Genomic DNA, 14244 nt, shown 5'->3' with positions numbered 1-14244 from the left:
GTTCGACGGTTTTTTCTAATATATAATTATCTCATTTTCGCCCTCCTGTTTATACTTTTTGTTTAACATGTTCATTAATAATTCCAATACTTCCTTTTGAGATTGGCTAGCGCGAAGCGTAACATTATACCTGAAAGACTTCACCTGCTTATCTGTAGTACTCAGTTTTAAACCGTACATATTGTGCATATCCTGTACAAGCTCAGGAAAGCTGGCTTTGACCAGGACTATTTTTCCATCCATCCAGGTATCTGTGACTGCTGCATTCTCCACTTTTGCCGCTCTGCTCAGCTTATCGTAGGACAAACTTGTTCCTTTAGTCAGCAGTGCCAAAGCATTTAAGTCGTCACTAACCTTTACTTTTCCCCGGCTCACACTCACCTTGATTTCATTCAGCTGTTCATAAGCGCGAACATTAAATGCGGTCCCCAGCACCCTTACCTTGATTTTACCAGCATCCACGATGAAAGGCCTCAACGTATCCCTGCGTACGTCGAAACTGGCTTCTCCTTTCAAAAAGAGCTTACGTTCTTTCTTTCCGAAATCACTGGTGATGCTGACATTGGAATTGGCATTTAACCAGATTACGGTACTGTCTGTTAAAAGGATTCTTTTAATTTCTTTCTGGCCGGTACTATAGACCGATGGCAGTTTTACGACCAGGGGTTCCTGGGTATGATTTGGGATAAAAAACAGCGCTATTCCGGAAATCAGTAAGCACAGGGCAGCGATCCGCAGCCAGGAGCTTCGGTACCAGTGTAGCCTGGGCTGCCGCCTGTCTATCCGATTCAGTATGCGCAGTCTTGTGGCATGCTTTTCTTCCTGATTCGATAAGCCTGGAATTTTCGCATCCAGGTCAGCATCAAAGGAATCATACCAGAGGTCAACAACAAATCGCTCTGCAGCATTCGCAGTATTGTTATTGTATTTTTTTATGAGTTTTTTAAAATATGAGTCTTCCACTATTCGTCTTTTACAACTACATAGTGTCCTCAGCAGAGGAAAAGTACTTCAAGAAAAGGTTATTTAATTGTTAACTTAATATTATCGCCGACAAGGCAATGAAAAACGACTGTTTGAGGTCAGGATGTTTAGCGGAAAGAATGACTTTAAGGCGTCGCAAAGCCTCTGCATTATTATTTTTAACCGTTTGTTCTGCCAATCCCAAGGCTTCGGCTATTTCCCGGATCGAATAACTCTCGGTACGAAGAATAAATACCTTCCGCATATTTTCTGGAAAAGTCTGAATGGCTTCATCCAAAGTATGCTTTACATCGGCAGCAGCAATCATTTCCAGAATACTGCTCTCCATTTCTTCCATTCTGTACAAAAGATGGGCTGAAGCGCGCTCATGAAGATTTTTACGTTCCAGCCATTTCATGATCTTATATTTCAGAGCCGTTTGAAGGTAGGCCTGAAATGAAGTATGAATTTCAATGCTGTGACGGCGGCTCCATATCGTTTCAAAAATATCCTGAACCATGTCTTCTGCTTCAGACTGATCCTGCAGCCTTCGGTAAGCTTTCTTATACAAATCTTCCCAATGCCTGTTAAACAGGTTTTCAAATGAACCCTGCTTATCAGATTTTAAACCAGTCAATAAATCTGTATCTATATCCATGAATGGAAAAAGTTTTAGAAGTCTATGTACATTTCAAAGGTATATATTTTTACATTCCAGCAAACTACAATTTTCAGGTAATTGCGCTGGCCACAATTAGGGCTTTCTCCAACAAAAAAATCATCCAGGCAACTCAGATGATCAGCGAAGAAATAAATATTTTCGTCAATTACCGCTCTGACAGCATTGGTATTGGCAGAACAAACCCTTCGCTATACAAATTATCAATAAAGAATTTTGCCAGTAACTTCCTACTGATCTGAAAAGGTTTTGGGCTACGGTCGTAACTGACCACTGATGTACCGAGGGTATCGTTGTCATTCAGACCGGCAGGTCTGGCGATTTTCCAGTCGGTTTCGGATGCCCTAATCAAATCTTCCTGGGCATTATGGTCGACAAAGATAACTTTGAAATTAGTCAGCTTCACCAGCAGCTTCACATACCATGGATTATATTTCTAGGAATCTCCCACTCCAACAGATGACAACGTTAAGATCCGTTTCACTCCGTAGGATTTCATGACCTGCAAAATATTAGCTATACTGGTTTCAAGCACAAGCGGAAGATTTATTTTCCGGGCAGAAATAGCTTCTCCCCTGGTTAAAGGATAATTCATTTCTTGCATATCCAGTAATTGTTTCCTCACCCTGAAGACAGCTTCGATATCGCTTTCATGTTTCAGAACAAAACGATTTGAATTGGCCTGTATATCTAAAGCTGAAAAAAGATTACTGCTGCTGTTGCTGCTGGAAAGTGACGACGATAAACTCAGCAGGTCTTACAATAGCCACTTTTACAACTGCTATTGCGGAAACAGAAAAGGTAAGGTATTATCTACAATGTAAACACCTGGGATCTGGTAATTTTCCATAAGAGCGTTAAGTTATAAATTCTAAATAATTGCGTTTAACATCAGTAATGCTAAGTTAATAAAACTTCTTTTTTAGTAAAAAAAATACGCTGATCAATCCGATGTTAAAGCCTTTTAGGACTTGTAACCTAGCTCATTCCCAAAGCGTCTGATATCCTCGACTCCTAAAATCAATAAATGATATGAATAAAATAAAGCTAAACCGATCATTACTACTGGTATTTATGCTCATTTATACCCCATTCATTAACGCTTTTGCACAAAGTTTTGAAACCAAAACAGATCGTATAATTCAAAGCGAATTCCGGGATAAAAATGGGCCAGGTGCCGTATTTATGGTGGCTAAAAATGGAAAGCCCATTTATCATAAAGCTTTCGGCAAAGCCAATTTAGAATTGGATGTAAATCTTAGCCCAGAAAATGTATTTCAATTGGGCTCCATGACCAAGCAGTTTACAGCGATCGCAGTGCTGATGCTGGAAGCGCAGGGAAAGTTAGCTACTCAGGATCCGATCAGCAAATACATCCCTGATTACCCGTCTGGAGATCAGATCACCGTACATCATTTACTAACGCATACCTCAGGCATCAAAGATTTCACCAAAATGAAAACACTATCTGAAATTGCACAAAAGGAAATGACCCCTAAAATGATGGTCGACTTCTTAAAAAACGAGCAGCCGGATTTTGCTCCCGGAGAAAAGTTCGAATATAATAATTCCGGTTATGTAGTATTGGGATACCTTATAGAATTGATCGCTGGAATTTCCTATGAGGATTTCATTAAGCATCATATATTTGAAAAAGCGGGCATGAACCACTCCTATTATGCCAGCGACAGGAAAATTATTGATAAAAAAGCCTATGGCTACCATGAAAAGGAATACGGATATGTCAATAAAACGATCATTAGTTTTAGCATTCCTTTTTCCTCCGGTGCTTTGATGTCTACGTCAGCGGATATGCTAAAATGGCAAAATGCATTAAACAGCAACCTACTGCTCAATGCCGAAGAAACAAAAAAAGCATTTACCACGTACAAATTAAATAATGGCGAAGCCTTTACTTATGGCTACGGCTGGCACCTGAAAGAAATCAATGGAATAGCGGTTAGAGAACATGGGGGCAGTATCTTTGGGTTTAAAACCATGGGAGTGTACATCCCCTCTAAGGACATTTATGTGATCGGGTTCAGTAATTGCGACTGTCATTCGCCCACACAAATTACCAGAGACATTGCTGCATTGGCGCTAAAGTTGCTGTAAAAAAAATCATCAATATTTATAAATTATGCGGATTCAGTCGTATGACATCATTTCTAATCTCCGGCCTTATGTGAAGCTGATCTGCACGATGGAATGCGATGAGGAGACAGATACCCGTCATGTGCGGGTACTTCCTGATACCTGTGTAGAATTGTTTCTGAATTATACCAGTACCCCAGTGGCAATTATTGGCGATGAACTGCATAAGGGCAGTATCATTAACGCTCGCATGAGTCGGCCGATGGAAGTGCAGATGCGCAAAGGAGCTGGTTGCCTCGCCATTTGTTTTCATCCAGGAATGGCCTATCAATTCTTCCAGATCCCCATGCACATTTTATCAGATACTACAGCAGCTTTATCTGATGTCTGGAATAACCTCGTAGAAGAAATAGAGGATCGGCTAGCTGCGGCGCCTAATCATGAAACAAGAGTATCCCTGGCACAAAATTATTTGATACAGCAATTGGCTTTGGATAAAAATGATGCACAATTGGGCTACTGCCTGCAGCAGGCACAACTTTCCGGTGGTTTGGCCGCTGTAAGTCAGCTGATAAATGACGCAGGCATTAGTCAGCGCCATCTTTCCAGAAAATTTCAGCAGCATATTGGTTTATCACCCAAAGAATACCTGCGGATTTGCCGGTTTTTACAGTCATTGCAGCACCTCAAAAACTACCCTATACTCTCGCTTACAGAAATCGCCTATAAAAGTGGTTATTATGACCAGTCGCATTTTAACCGCGACTATAAAGCTTACACTGGCTGTGCTCCTGCTCAGTTTACACAGGCAAATGACATTCTTTATTAATGTCCGATTTGTACAATTTTAGCTCCTCTAATCTTTCCAATTTTGCCTTACAAAAACATTAAGGATATGAGAAAATTAATATTAGGCCTAGCAGTCACATTGGATGGATATATTGAGGGCCGGAATGGTGAATATGACTGGTGTTTTACAGATCAGGATTATGGCTTAAACGAGTTCTTTGGCCGTATAGACAGCATTTTTATTGGCCGAAAAAGTTATGAAGCAGCACAGCAGCATGCCGAAAACAACAATGGGGAAATTGTTCCTGGAATGAAAGAATATGTGTTCTCTTCCAGCTTGAAAACAGTAAGAGATGGCGCGATATTGATCGCCGAAAATAGCATTATCGAGGCCCAAAAGATCAAAGAACAGCCGGGCAAAGATATCTGGTTATATGGTGGTGCGGAACTCAGTGACTCCTTCATGAAAGCAGCACTAGTTGATGAATTATGGCTCTCTGTTCATCCTATATTACTTGGCAGTGGTAAACCCCTATTCCGGGAGCAGGATAGTCGCCATAAACTGACACTTTTGGAAAGCCAAACTTATAAAACCGGTTTGGTATCCCTACGTTACAGCATTCATAAGACTGAACTGTAACCTATCACTAACCCCCTAGCACCAAGCCGCTATTACCAACCTGCTTCCAGCAGCGAAACCGCTTTTTCCAACAGCTCATCTTTACCCTCAGTTATACCTTTTACAGTTGGTTTAATCGGATAATCTATGCGTACTCCCACTCTTTGAGTGGGCTTACCATCTGGATAAAACACCCCAATTCCAGAAATCCATGAAGATATCCCACCTGGCAATACAATGGTAGAAACATTGCCATCAGCTCCTGCCGTCTGACTGCCAATTACTTTCACATTTGGAGAACTCTGGAAAGCCATTGTCGTGTACTCCGCATTACTCTGGCTTTCTGCATTTACAATCACCACCACCTTACCTTTATAGGCATCCTTATTCCCACCGTTCATCAGGTCTTTTCCAATCACAAAAGTCCCTGGTTGTGCAACACTGCCTGTGCTAAACTTTACAAAAGGTGTTTTGTCTTGTTTGATATATTCACCAAAGGTGAAAGGCATGAAATCTGAAGGATAACAACGCATATCTATCACTATCCCATTTGTATTTTCAAAAGCTTTTTGATGTCATTCAAATCAGTGTTTTTATATTTTGCAGGATAAACATAGCCAAGCTTGTCATTCAGCAGATGATAGCCCTTCGGCTTGGTGTAATCGATGTTTTTATACGTCAGGCGGATATTGACCATGGGTACTTCCAGATCAAAAGTTTCTTTTTCATTTTTAAATCCCAATGCCATCGTTGGCTTGCTGGTTCGCAATAAGAAAGCTTTCGGCAAATCCCTCAATTGCGTCTCGTAATTAGAGGCCGCGGTAACTGGTAAAAATTCCTGTACCAGATCGCCAACTTTTTTACCATTAATGGTCAGGATCTCATCACCAATTTTCAGCTTATTTTTAATGCCCAAAGTATCCAGGTAAAAACCCGTAATGATGAGTTTTTCCTCTATAAAAGTCGCTTTAAAAGGCGCAGTATTCATCCCTTTATATTGATCTAATATCCCATGCTTATTCCAAAGATTGGCATGTGTATCGCTAATTTTTGCAATCAATTTTAACGCGGCTAAGTTATACCCCAGGTCGTTTTCTGCAGACAGAAATTGGGGTACAAAATCATACAGCACTTTGTTCCAATCTTCATCCACCTGGTATTTATAGGGGAAAAAGTAATTGATCATGTTCCAATACCTATACAAACTTAAAATACGGTAACCAGCATCTGGATATTTCATGTCTTCATAATCCCGTTCGTTCTGAAATTTGGGATTGCCAACCCCATCGTTCATCGCGACATAATAATTTTCTTTAATGCTGGCATTTTTCAGAATATCGCTGAGCTTTTTGCTGATGGAAGGACTCAAGACTTTGCCCCTTAACAAATCGCCATAATTAGGTTTAGAGGTGCTAACCCGGCTTGTTTTGCTGCAAGATTTACAGGCTGCTATTGGAGGTAATTTGTCTAAATATTTTTCCAATGCAGTACTCAATTCTGCGTTGTTTTTCGCTGCAATTACCGAGGGCAGAAATCTGAATAATTCCCCATCCCAATTGTAATCTCCTTTAGCAATAGAAGGATGATGATATTTTAAAAAGCCCCAGAATTGACCCGCAACTGCGATGTTTTTAATCTGCTGCTGATTTGGAATAAATGATTGGATTTTTGAGCTTTTATTAAATTCGTTATCGCGCTCTGCAGCTGCTAAAGCACGTGGTTTTAGGGTCTCGATCTTTTTACCATCAATGTATATTTCCAGGTCATCAAACCAGGCTTTCCCCTCTCCAGCCAGCAGTCCGCCAAAATGAATGCTTCTCACATCCCCCTCATAAGGTAGTTTAATAAAATATTGTTTCCATTCATTTGTACCCGTTATCGCCTGCTGCTGCATGTTTTCTAGCTTCAGCGTCCGGCCGCCTTCACCGTCCAATCTTAACCATATACCAGCAAATCCTTTAGCTACGTCTTCAGTTTTCATATAGCCCACCAAATCAATCGTACCACCTTTATAGTTCTCTGAGATCACAGACTCAATGACACTATATCCTTCTCCATCTTCTTTCTTTTCAATAGAAACGCTATACTTTCCCTTTTTCTTAATCAGGCTGTCTAATTTAGTAGGATAAGTAGATTCCTGTGTTTTGTTAAAGCCGTAAGTCCAGCCCTTAGGCCTGCTTGTTTTAGCATCTATATTTTCAAAACTTCCATTGATATCAGTTTGTGCATTACTATGGTAACCACACACGAATAAGAAGAATGCCAGGAGGAAAGCGCGTTTATACATCATAATTTTTTGGTGAGTAAAGCTAATTATTTCCAAGATTGATAAGTGTTAAATATTGTTAATCAGGATCTTTTCTTTAAAGTAGGATTCTTTGGATCAGCAACCGTATTATGGAAAAAACATAGTGTAGGGATACGCTTTAAACCGGCGTATCCCTGAAGAAAAAACAATGGGTTCCTACAGAAAGATGAATGGTATTTCTGAGGAAGACTGAGAACATTCAGCAGATTTAAATCCCTAAAAATTTAAAAGGTTCTGCCGCTTTAAAATCCGGATTTGATAATCCATTTAAAGCTACTCCTTTACTCAAGGTCAACTTCATAGATTTCGCTCCTTCCTTTAAATCAAATTTATTAAGGTCTACCCAAAAAGTTCCAGGGGTCAGTACATTTTCAAAATAATAGACTTTGTTCTTTTGATCTGCTACAGATCTCCATCGGGTGGAAGAAATATTCGGTTCCGTTTCTGAGCTGATGCCAAATGGAACAGAACAATTGCGGATCACACTAAATACACTCGCCACAGCAACCCTGACATCCTCCGTTTGTGGAATTGCTTTGATATAATAAGAAGCTCTTACGAAACGATCAGCAGCACGGTTGGTGCCCGGCAACATAATTGTTCCAGGAATACCCGCCCAATACTTATCTAAAGCAAGCTGCTCATCGAATATCGGCGAATTGGTCATCACCGTATAAGCAGCATCATGATGAATCACTAATTTTCCATTGATGTATTCAAATATGGCATTATCACCAGCAGCATCAGAAATAGACAAATGAAGCGTAGTGAATTTTTTGGTCCCAGGTACATAATCGCTGACCACCACAAAAGGTTCATCCTTTAATGCCGTTACCGCTTCTTTTACACTACCAAAATTATCTAATACATATTGTGCCCAGGCCGAAATACTGATCCCTTTCTTTTTACCTTCAGGTTCAAATTTTGGATAACTGGACTCTACCAGCCACAATACATTGGCGACCAGTCCTTTTTCATTTAACCCATCTACTGTGGCAATGTCCCAGGCGCTGGAAATGACGCTGCCATACTTGGAAGTCCATTTTAAAGATTGCGGACCAACCTCTCCAGTCCGGGCAATTCCTCTGGGAAATACCCATAAGTTGGCAGAGATTTCATCTTTCCAATCCATACTTCGTGCAGTGAGCACCATTCCATTCGGACCTTTGTACACCACACGTGTACAAGCTAAAGCTTCTTTTTGAATAAAAAGAAATGCTACAAAAACAAAAGAGAAAAGATACTTCATATTGATAGATGTTAATTAATAAATAGCTTGATCCTATATTACTAAGTAATTGATATCGAAAAATAAAAATCCATTAGCCCGTTTTTAACACAACCGATACAAAATGGCAAAAGGATCTGATCAGACAGCTCAATACATAAACGCATTTACATAAAGCTAAGAAATTAAATCCTATAAGCTATTTTTTAAATCCATTTACATCTTTGAGAAATACTTTTAAGAAAAATAACCTAAAAATAGGCAATTGAAGCTAAGTACCCTTATACTAAAACAGCATATAAGTGCTAAACTGAATAGGATTACCACATAAAATATGATCGCCAAACAGAATATGAGATTTAATAAGAACCCTATTTCATATTGTATATATTTGGTTAACCAAATATATACAATATGAAATTGAACTTATCCCTCCTGACCCTCATCGCATTTTGCTACCTGAGTCTGGCTTGTAAAAAGAACATCGCACAAACTCCGCCGATAAAAAAAGAAGCTACAGCCATTTTAAATCCAGGTGTGACCTTAACTGCTGATGGTAAAACAGAAACCTATGCTTTGATCAATAAAGTTTTTGGAGGTACTGGTGATGTGGTTGAAGTTCCAGACTGCGGCCATGCGGCTTTCGGAAAACACATCCGACAAGTTTTTGACAAAGACCTCAATGCTTACGTATTTGTTTTTTTTCTCCATGTGACTCCAGATAACGACCGCTGCACCCCAAAAACGGACCGTCAGCGCATAGAGATCAAAACCTATGATAAATCACCGGATTCTCTGATTGCTGCATTGAACAATACCTTTACTTATAAATGGAAAATGAAACTGGATAAAGATTTTCAAGCCTCCCCTTCATTTTCTCACCTGCACCAAATTAAACCAGGCGATGGCGATGCAGACATGCCCATCATCACCCTGACGGCCAGAAATAAAAAAGCAGGCAATAAACTGGAGATCATTCACAATGGCGGTGGCAATGACCAAAGCAGTCTGGGAAAATTACACGAAGTATCCCTTAAAGATTTCGAAGGGCAATGGGTTGAATTTACAGAGACAGTCCTGTTTTCTGAACATGGCAGTTATGAGATTAAGGCCACCCGCCTTACTGACCAGCAGGAATTGCTTCATTTTAAAAAAGAAGACCTGAACCTTTGGCGCCAGGGAACCAGTTTCTGCAGACCTAAATGGGGCTTATACAGGAGCTTAAATGATAAAAGCTATTTAAGAGATGAGGAAATCCGGTTCAATGATTTCAGCATTCAAAAGGTAGGGAAATAAAAAGGATGAATATTTTGCTAATGTAATTATGTTTTATATATTTGGTTTACCAATTAATTGGTAAACCAAATATAACGTATGAAAGCTTTTATTGAAACGATTAAATCAATCGAGATAGAATCACCTGTGGACAAAATTATTGGCCAGCTGAAACTTCTGATTACTTCCGGACAATTACAACCTGGCGACAGGCTACCTGCTGAACGAATGCTTGCTGAAAAATTTGGCGTAGGCAGAAGCTATGTAAGAGAAGCCATCTTAAAACTTGAGTTCTATGGTTTATTACGCACTAACCCTCAAAGTGGCACCTATGTATCTGGATTAAGTATCAAAGTATTGGACAATATCATTACTGATATTATAAAATTCAATAAAGATGATTTTAATGCCCTACTCGAAGCCCGCTATTATTTAGAACTTGATGCAGTCAAACTGGCTGCCGAAAGAAGAACAGAACAAGACCTGATCAGTCTAAAAGAAGCCATGATCGATTATGAATCTAAAATCGACAGCGGGCAGAATGCCGTTGAAGAAGACATGATCTTCCACATTAAAATTGCAAGGGCCACTAAAAACCCGGTCATAGAATCTATGATTCTGATCCTTATCCCAGACCTCATTAAAAACATAGTAGAAAATAAGATATGCGGTGAAAATCGTGGCATTCAGGCAAAAAATGAGCACCGCTTAATTTTTAAAGCCATCGAAGACCAGGATATTGATGCTGCAGAAAATGCGATTGCGGCACATCTTGACGATATGTTCCAGATCAGCAGAGCAGGATTTGCTGCGCAAAAACTAATTCAGAAAATTTAAACCTATGATTTGATTCTTCTCCTGATTTATCAGGACCAATCTCTTCTTTAATTCATATTATGAACTGCTTTAAGAAGTTAGTATTAGGATGCTTGTGTCTATATTTTTCATTGCCTGCGGTCGCCCAGGTACATCCTGGTCTCATGATGACCAAAGGAAATGTACCTGCGATCAGGAAAGGTGTTTCGACCTATCCCATTTTAAAAAGCTCCTATGCAGTCGCTAAAACAGACGCTGATCTGGCCTTAAGTCAGCCAATCGTAGTCCCTACTCCCGCAGATGCCGGAGGAGGTTACACACACGAACAGCATAAAAAGAACTATACCCACATCTTAAATTGCGGAATCGCCTACCAAATTTCTGCGGAGAAAAAATATGCGGATTACATCAGCAATATCTTACTGAAATACGCAGAAGCGTATGAGAAATGGCCGCTCCACCCTAAACGTAAAGAAGGACACCAGGGTGGCAAAATATTCTGGCAGAGTTTAAATGATTTTGTCTGGCAGGTGTACACCATTCAAGGCTATGACCTTGCTTATGATGCAATTTCTGCGAAAGACAGGGGAACAATCGAAAAACATCTTTTTAAACCGATGATGACGTTTTTCACCGTCGATTGTAAAGAGACTTTTGATAAAATCCACAACCATGGCACCTGGGATATTGCTGCTGTGGGGATGACAGGATATGTTTTGAATCTCCCTGAATACGTTCAAATGGCAATTAAGGGATCTAAAAAAGACGGTAAAACTGGTTATTTAGCACAAGTAGATCAATTGTTTTCTCCAGATGGCTACTATACTGAAGGGCCTTATTACCAACGATATGCACTATTGCCATTTGTTATTTTTGCAAAGGCGATCAACAACTACCAACCAGAACTCCGAATCTTTGAATACCGCAATCAGCTGCTCGCAAAAGCAATTCAGACTTCACTGCAGCTCACCTATACCAATGGCGTCTTCTTTCCAATTAATGATGCCATTAAAGACAAAACTTATGAATCAGCAGAATTGGTTTACGGGGTGGATATTGCTTACGCTGACATTAAAGCGCAGCCTGAATTACTCGACATCGTTCAAAAACAAGGTCAGGTGGTCGTTTCAGATGCAGGTTTGAAAATAGCCGCAGCCCTGCAGGAGAATAAAACAAAACCTTTTGTTTATCAATCCCAATGGATTGGCGATGGCGCGAATGGACAGGATGGAGGTTTAGGAATCTTAAGGTATGGTAAAAACAGCGACCAGCAGTGTTTATTACTAAAAGCAGCTTCCCAGGGAATGGGACATGGACATTTTGACCGCTTAAACATTTTATACTACGACAATAACGTGGAGGTTTTCCCTGATTATGGTGCCGCACGTTTCATGAATATTGAAGCTAAAAAAGGTGGAGATTACCTTCCTGAGAACAAAACCTGGGCAAAACAAACCATTGCGCACAATACAATGGTAGTAGATCAGACTTCTAATTTCAAAGGAGACTGGCAGCAAGCACAGGAACATCCAGCGGTTAAACTTTTCTTTAATGATCAAAAAAACCAGCAGGTGGTCAGTGCAATGGAAGAAAACGCCTACCAGGGAGTCAACATGAAACGAACTTCAGCGCTGATCAAGGTACCGGCATTATCGAAACCACTGTTACTGGATATTTTCCAGGCCTTATCTTCAAAACCTCATCAATATGACCTTCCATTTTGGTACAAAGGGAATTTAATCGATGCTTCTTTTAAAATCAATGCCTATACCAACAATTTAAAAGCGCTGGGCAGCAAATATGGCTACGAGCATATCTGGCTGAATGCGGAACAAAATGTACCTGAAACTGGCGGATATATTAGCATACTCAACAACAAACGTTTTTACACCACACATTTTGCCACAGACTCCCCTATTCAGGTAAAACTGATCTCTCTGGGGGCCAATGATCCGGAGATGAATCTGGTAGAAAGCAAAGCATTTTTGCTTTCTCAAAAACAAGCCAGCAATCAAGTATTCTTTACCATCACCGAAGCGCATGGACAAACAAATCCAGTCAGCGAAACTACAGTCGGCGCTAAGAGTGTGGTCAGCGACTTGATGGTTAACAGCGCCGATGCGCAAAAAGTAGTGGTTTCATTTAAAGTTAAAGGGAAGGTTTATCACTATCAGATCAACTACCAGGATAAGGACAATTATATACAACTAACAAATGCAGATGATACAAAGTAATTTATTTCAGATTGAAGAAGAAACCACCTGGGAGGACCTGGGGAATGGTGTGACCAGGAAAGTTTATGGTTACGATGACAGAATCATGCTGGTAAAGGCAAGATTTGAAGCAGGGGCCGTTGGGGTTTTACATGAACATCACCATACACAGGTCACTTATGTAGACAGCGGTGTTTTCGAAATGACCATTGGTGATAATGTACGCATCATCAGAAAAGGTGATGGATACTATGTACCTCCTCATGAAATACATGGATGTACCTGTATTGAACCAGGAATATTAATAGATGTTTTCAGCCCACATCGCGAAGACTTTCTGAAATAAAGAAATAAATCAACTTACTTAAAATCAATAAATTATGAAAGCAATATTCATATTATGTGGACTACTATGCCTAAATTTCAAGGGCTATTCGCAAGAAATTGAGCTTAAAAAAGTTCAATATCCTAATGGATTTACGGAACAGCTAAATGTCGTTTATACCAAAGTTGGCGATTGGGAAGGCAAACTGGATCTTTATTTACCGGACATGAGCAAAGCCCCTAGCCCAGTGGTGATCAACGTACACGGTGGTGGCTGGAATAAAGGCACTAAAGAATCTCAAACTGGTTTTAGCCGCTTCTTCAAAAATGGCTATGCAGTGGCCAATATTGAATATCGCCTTACTGGGGTTGCTACTGCTCCGGCAGCTATTGAAGACACCAGATGTGCCTTAATTTACATCATCAACAATGCGAAAAAGCTAAACATCGATCCGAATAAGATCGTCATTATGGGCGGTTCCGCTGGTGGTCACCTGGCTTTAATGGCTGGACTTTTAGAAAACAACCCTGTATTTGACACCAATTGTAAATCGGCAACACCGGTAAAGGTAGCCGCCATTATTGACAAATACGGAATTACTGATGTCTGGGATTGGGCTTATGGACCGATTAAAACCAGTAAATCGGCCACAAGCTGGTTGGGCGCAAAAGCTAAAGATGATGCTTTTACCAAATCAGTATCCCCTTTATACCAGGTTAAAAAAACCAGTCCACCCACCTTTATTGTACATGGTGATGCAGATCCTACTGTCCCTTATCAGCAATCCATTGCTTTAAAAGAACAGTTTGACAAAATGGGCGTAAAAAGTGAATTGGTTATCGTAAAAGACGGTCTGCATGGCAAGTTTCCTAAAGAAGACAACAGCATGGTCGATACAAAAATAATGGCCTTCCTGAAGAGCTTAGGACTTTAAC

General features: G+C 40.1%; 14 protein-coding genes. 8 read left to right on the top strand and 6 right to left on the bottom strand.

All coding sequences use genetic code 11. From position 1 onward, the window contains the following. Nucleotides 1–15 precede the first annotated feature (15 nt). The 3 genes from AQ505_RS11760 to AQ505_RS26035 all read right to left on the bottom strand — a co-directional run bounded on the left by AQ505_RS11760 (nucleotide 16) and on the right by AQ505_RS26035 (nucleotide 2060). Nucleotides 16–963: a FecR family protein gene (locus tag AQ505_RS11760; RefSeq protein ID WP_062548357.1), complete on the bottom strand. Its 948-nt coding sequence runs from the start codon at nucleotides 961–963 to the stop codon at nucleotides 16–18. Between the two features lie 70 nt (nucleotides 964–1033). Next, complete coding sequence (locus AQ505_RS11755; RefSeq protein WP_062548356.1) at nucleotides 1034–1621, bottom strand: RNA polymerase sigma factor; 588 nt, start codon at nucleotides 1619–1621, stop codon at nucleotides 1034–1036. A 169-nt stretch (nucleotides 1622–1790) separates the two neighbouring features. Next, complete coding sequence (locus tag AQ505_RS26035; RefSeq protein ID WP_082461507.1) at nucleotides 1791–2060, bottom strand: NAD(P)H-binding protein; 270 nt, start codon at nucleotides 2058–2060, stop codon at nucleotides 1791–1793. Nucleotides 2061–2674: 614 nt separating this feature from the next. Here AQ505_RS26035 and AQ505_RS11745 point away from each other — a divergent pair. From AQ505_RS11745 to AQ505_RS11735, 3 genes are all read left to right on the top strand, one after another. After that, the gene (locus AQ505_RS11745) at nucleotides 2675–3757 is read left to right on the top strand and encodes a serine hydrolase domain-containing protein (RefSeq protein WP_062548354.1); all 1083 of its coding nucleotides are present in this window, start codon (nucleotides 2675–2677) and stop codon (nucleotides 3755–3757) included. 25 nt (nucleotides 3758–3782) lie between these two features. Continuing rightward, nucleotides 3783–4565 carry an AraC family transcriptional regulator gene (locus tag AQ505_RS11740; protein WP_062548353.1) on the top strand — a complete coding sequence of 261 codons (783 nt, stop codon included), beginning with the start codon at nucleotides 3783–3785 and terminating at the stop codon, nucleotides 4563–4565. A 66-nt stretch (nucleotides 4566–4631) separates the two neighbouring features. Beyond that, nucleotides 4632–5165: a dihydrofolate reductase family protein gene (locus AQ505_RS11735; protein ID WP_062548352.1), complete on the top strand. Its 534-nt coding sequence runs from the start codon at nucleotides 4632–4634 to the stop codon at nucleotides 5163–5165. 32 nt (nucleotides 5166–5197) lie between these two features. Here AQ505_RS11735 and AQ505_RS11730 read toward each other — a convergent pair whose 3' ends face one another. The 3 genes from AQ505_RS11730 to AQ505_RS11720 all read right to left on the bottom strand — a co-directional run bounded on the left by AQ505_RS11730 (nucleotide 5198) and on the right by AQ505_RS11720 (nucleotide 8701). Continuing rightward, on the bottom strand, nucleotides 5198–5653 hold the full coding sequence (locus AQ505_RS11730) for a S41 family peptidase (RefSeq protein WP_197286363.1): 456 nt from the start codon (nucleotides 5651–5653) through the stop codon (nucleotides 5198–5200). Nucleotides 5654–5685: 32 nt separating this feature from the next. Next, nucleotides 5686–7434, bottom strand: a complete 1749-nt coding sequence (locus AQ505_RS11725) for a hypothetical protein (protein ID WP_157262321.1) — start codon at nucleotides 7432–7434, stop codon at nucleotides 5686–5688. Between the two features lie 226 nt (nucleotides 7435–7660). Next, on the bottom strand, nucleotides 7661–8701 hold the full coding sequence (locus AQ505_RS11720) for a linear amide C-N hydrolase (RefSeq protein ID WP_062548349.1): 1041 nt from the start codon (nucleotides 8699–8701) through the stop codon (nucleotides 7661–7663). Between the two features lie 393 nt (nucleotides 8702–9094). On the opposite strand from AQ505_RS11720, the gene AQ505_RS11715 reads away from it, so the two are divergent. The 5 genes from AQ505_RS11715 (at nucleotide 9095) to AQ505_RS11695 (ending at nucleotide 14243) form a co-directional block, all read left to right on the top strand. Continuing rightward, nucleotides 9095–9976, top strand: coding sequence for a heparin lyase I family protein (locus tag AQ505_RS11715; protein WP_062548348.1), 882 nt, complete (start codon nucleotides 9095–9097; stop codon nucleotides 9974–9976). Between the two features lie 78 nt (nucleotides 9977–10054). Further along, on the top strand, nucleotides 10055–10792 hold the full coding sequence (locus tag AQ505_RS11710) for a FadR/GntR family transcriptional regulator (RefSeq protein WP_062548347.1): 738 nt from the start codon (nucleotides 10055–10057) through the stop codon (nucleotides 10790–10792). Nucleotides 10793–10935: 143 nt separating this feature from the next. Continuing rightward, complete coding sequence (locus AQ505_RS11705; protein WP_231635079.1) at nucleotides 10936–13005, top strand: heparinase II/III domain-containing protein; 2070 nt, start codon at nucleotides 10936–10938, stop codon at nucleotides 13003–13005. Next, nucleotides 12992–13330 (top strand): cupin domain-containing protein, encoded by a 339-nt coding sequence (locus AQ505_RS11700; protein ID WP_062550988.1) that lies wholly within the window; start codon nucleotides 12992–12994, stop codon nucleotides 13328–13330. The genes AQ505_RS11705 and AQ505_RS11700 overlap by 14 nt, the downstream gene beginning before the upstream one ends. 34 nt (nucleotides 13331–13364) lie before the next feature. Further along, the gene (locus tag AQ505_RS11695; protein WP_062548345.1) at nucleotides 13365–14243 is read left to right on the top strand and encodes an alpha/beta hydrolase; all 879 of its coding nucleotides are present in this window, start codon (nucleotides 13365–13367) and stop codon (nucleotides 14241–14243) included. Nucleotide 14244: the final 1 nt, after the last annotated feature.

It is taken from the genome of Pedobacter sp. PACM 27299, from assembly GCF_001412655.1.
Taxonomy (GTDB): Bacteria; Bacteroidota; Bacteroidia; order Sphingobacteriales; family Sphingobacteriaceae; genus Pedobacter.
The sequence above is the reverse complement of the archived record's forward strand: the minus strand, read 5'-3'. Positions and strand labels throughout refer to the sequence as shown.

Coding starts and splice junctions, on each gene's coding strand:
- AQ505_RS11710 (WP_062548347.1), top strand. CDS start 10,055: ATGAAAGCTTTTATTGAAACGATTAAATCAATCGAGATAGAATCACCT.
- AQ505_RS11740 (WP_062548353.1), top strand. CDS start 3,783: ATGCGGATTCAGTCGTATGACATCATTTCTAATCTCCGGCCTTATGTG.
- AQ505_RS11700 (WP_062550988.1), top strand. CDS start 12,992: ATGATACAAAGTAATTTATTTCAGATTGAAGAAGAAACCACCTGGGAG.
- AQ505_RS11695 (WP_062548345.1), top strand. CDS start 13,365: ATGAAAGCAATATTCATATTATGTGGACTACTATGCCTAAATTTCAAG.
- AQ505_RS11730 (WP_197286363.1), bottom strand. CDS start 5,653: ATGCCTTTCACCTTTGGTGAATATATCAAACAAGACAAAACACCTTTT.
- AQ505_RS11725 (WP_157262321.1), bottom strand. CDS start 7,434: ATGATGTATAAACGCGCTTTCCTCCTGGCATTCTTCTTATTCGTGTGT.
- AQ505_RS11735 (WP_062548352.1), top strand. CDS start 4,632: ATGAGAAAATTAATATTAGGCCTAGCAGTCACATTGGATGGATATATT.
- AQ505_RS11720 (WP_062548349.1), bottom strand. CDS start 8,701: ATGAAGTATCTTTTCTCTTTTGTTTTTGTAGCATTTCTTTTTATTCAA.
- AQ505_RS11745 (WP_062548354.1), top strand. CDS start 2,675: ATGAATAAAATAAAGCTAAACCGATCATTACTACTGGTATTTATGCTC.
- AQ505_RS11755 (WP_062548356.1), bottom strand. CDS start 1,621: ATGGATATAGATACAGATTTATTGACTGGTTTAAAATCTGATAAGCAG.
- AQ505_RS11715 (WP_062548348.1), top strand. CDS start 9,095: ATGAAATTGAACTTATCCCTCCTGACCCTCATCGCATTTTGCTACCTG.
- AQ505_RS11705 (WP_231635079.1), top strand. CDS start 10,936: ATGATGACCAAAGGAAATGTACCTGCGATCAGGAAAGGTGTTTCGACC.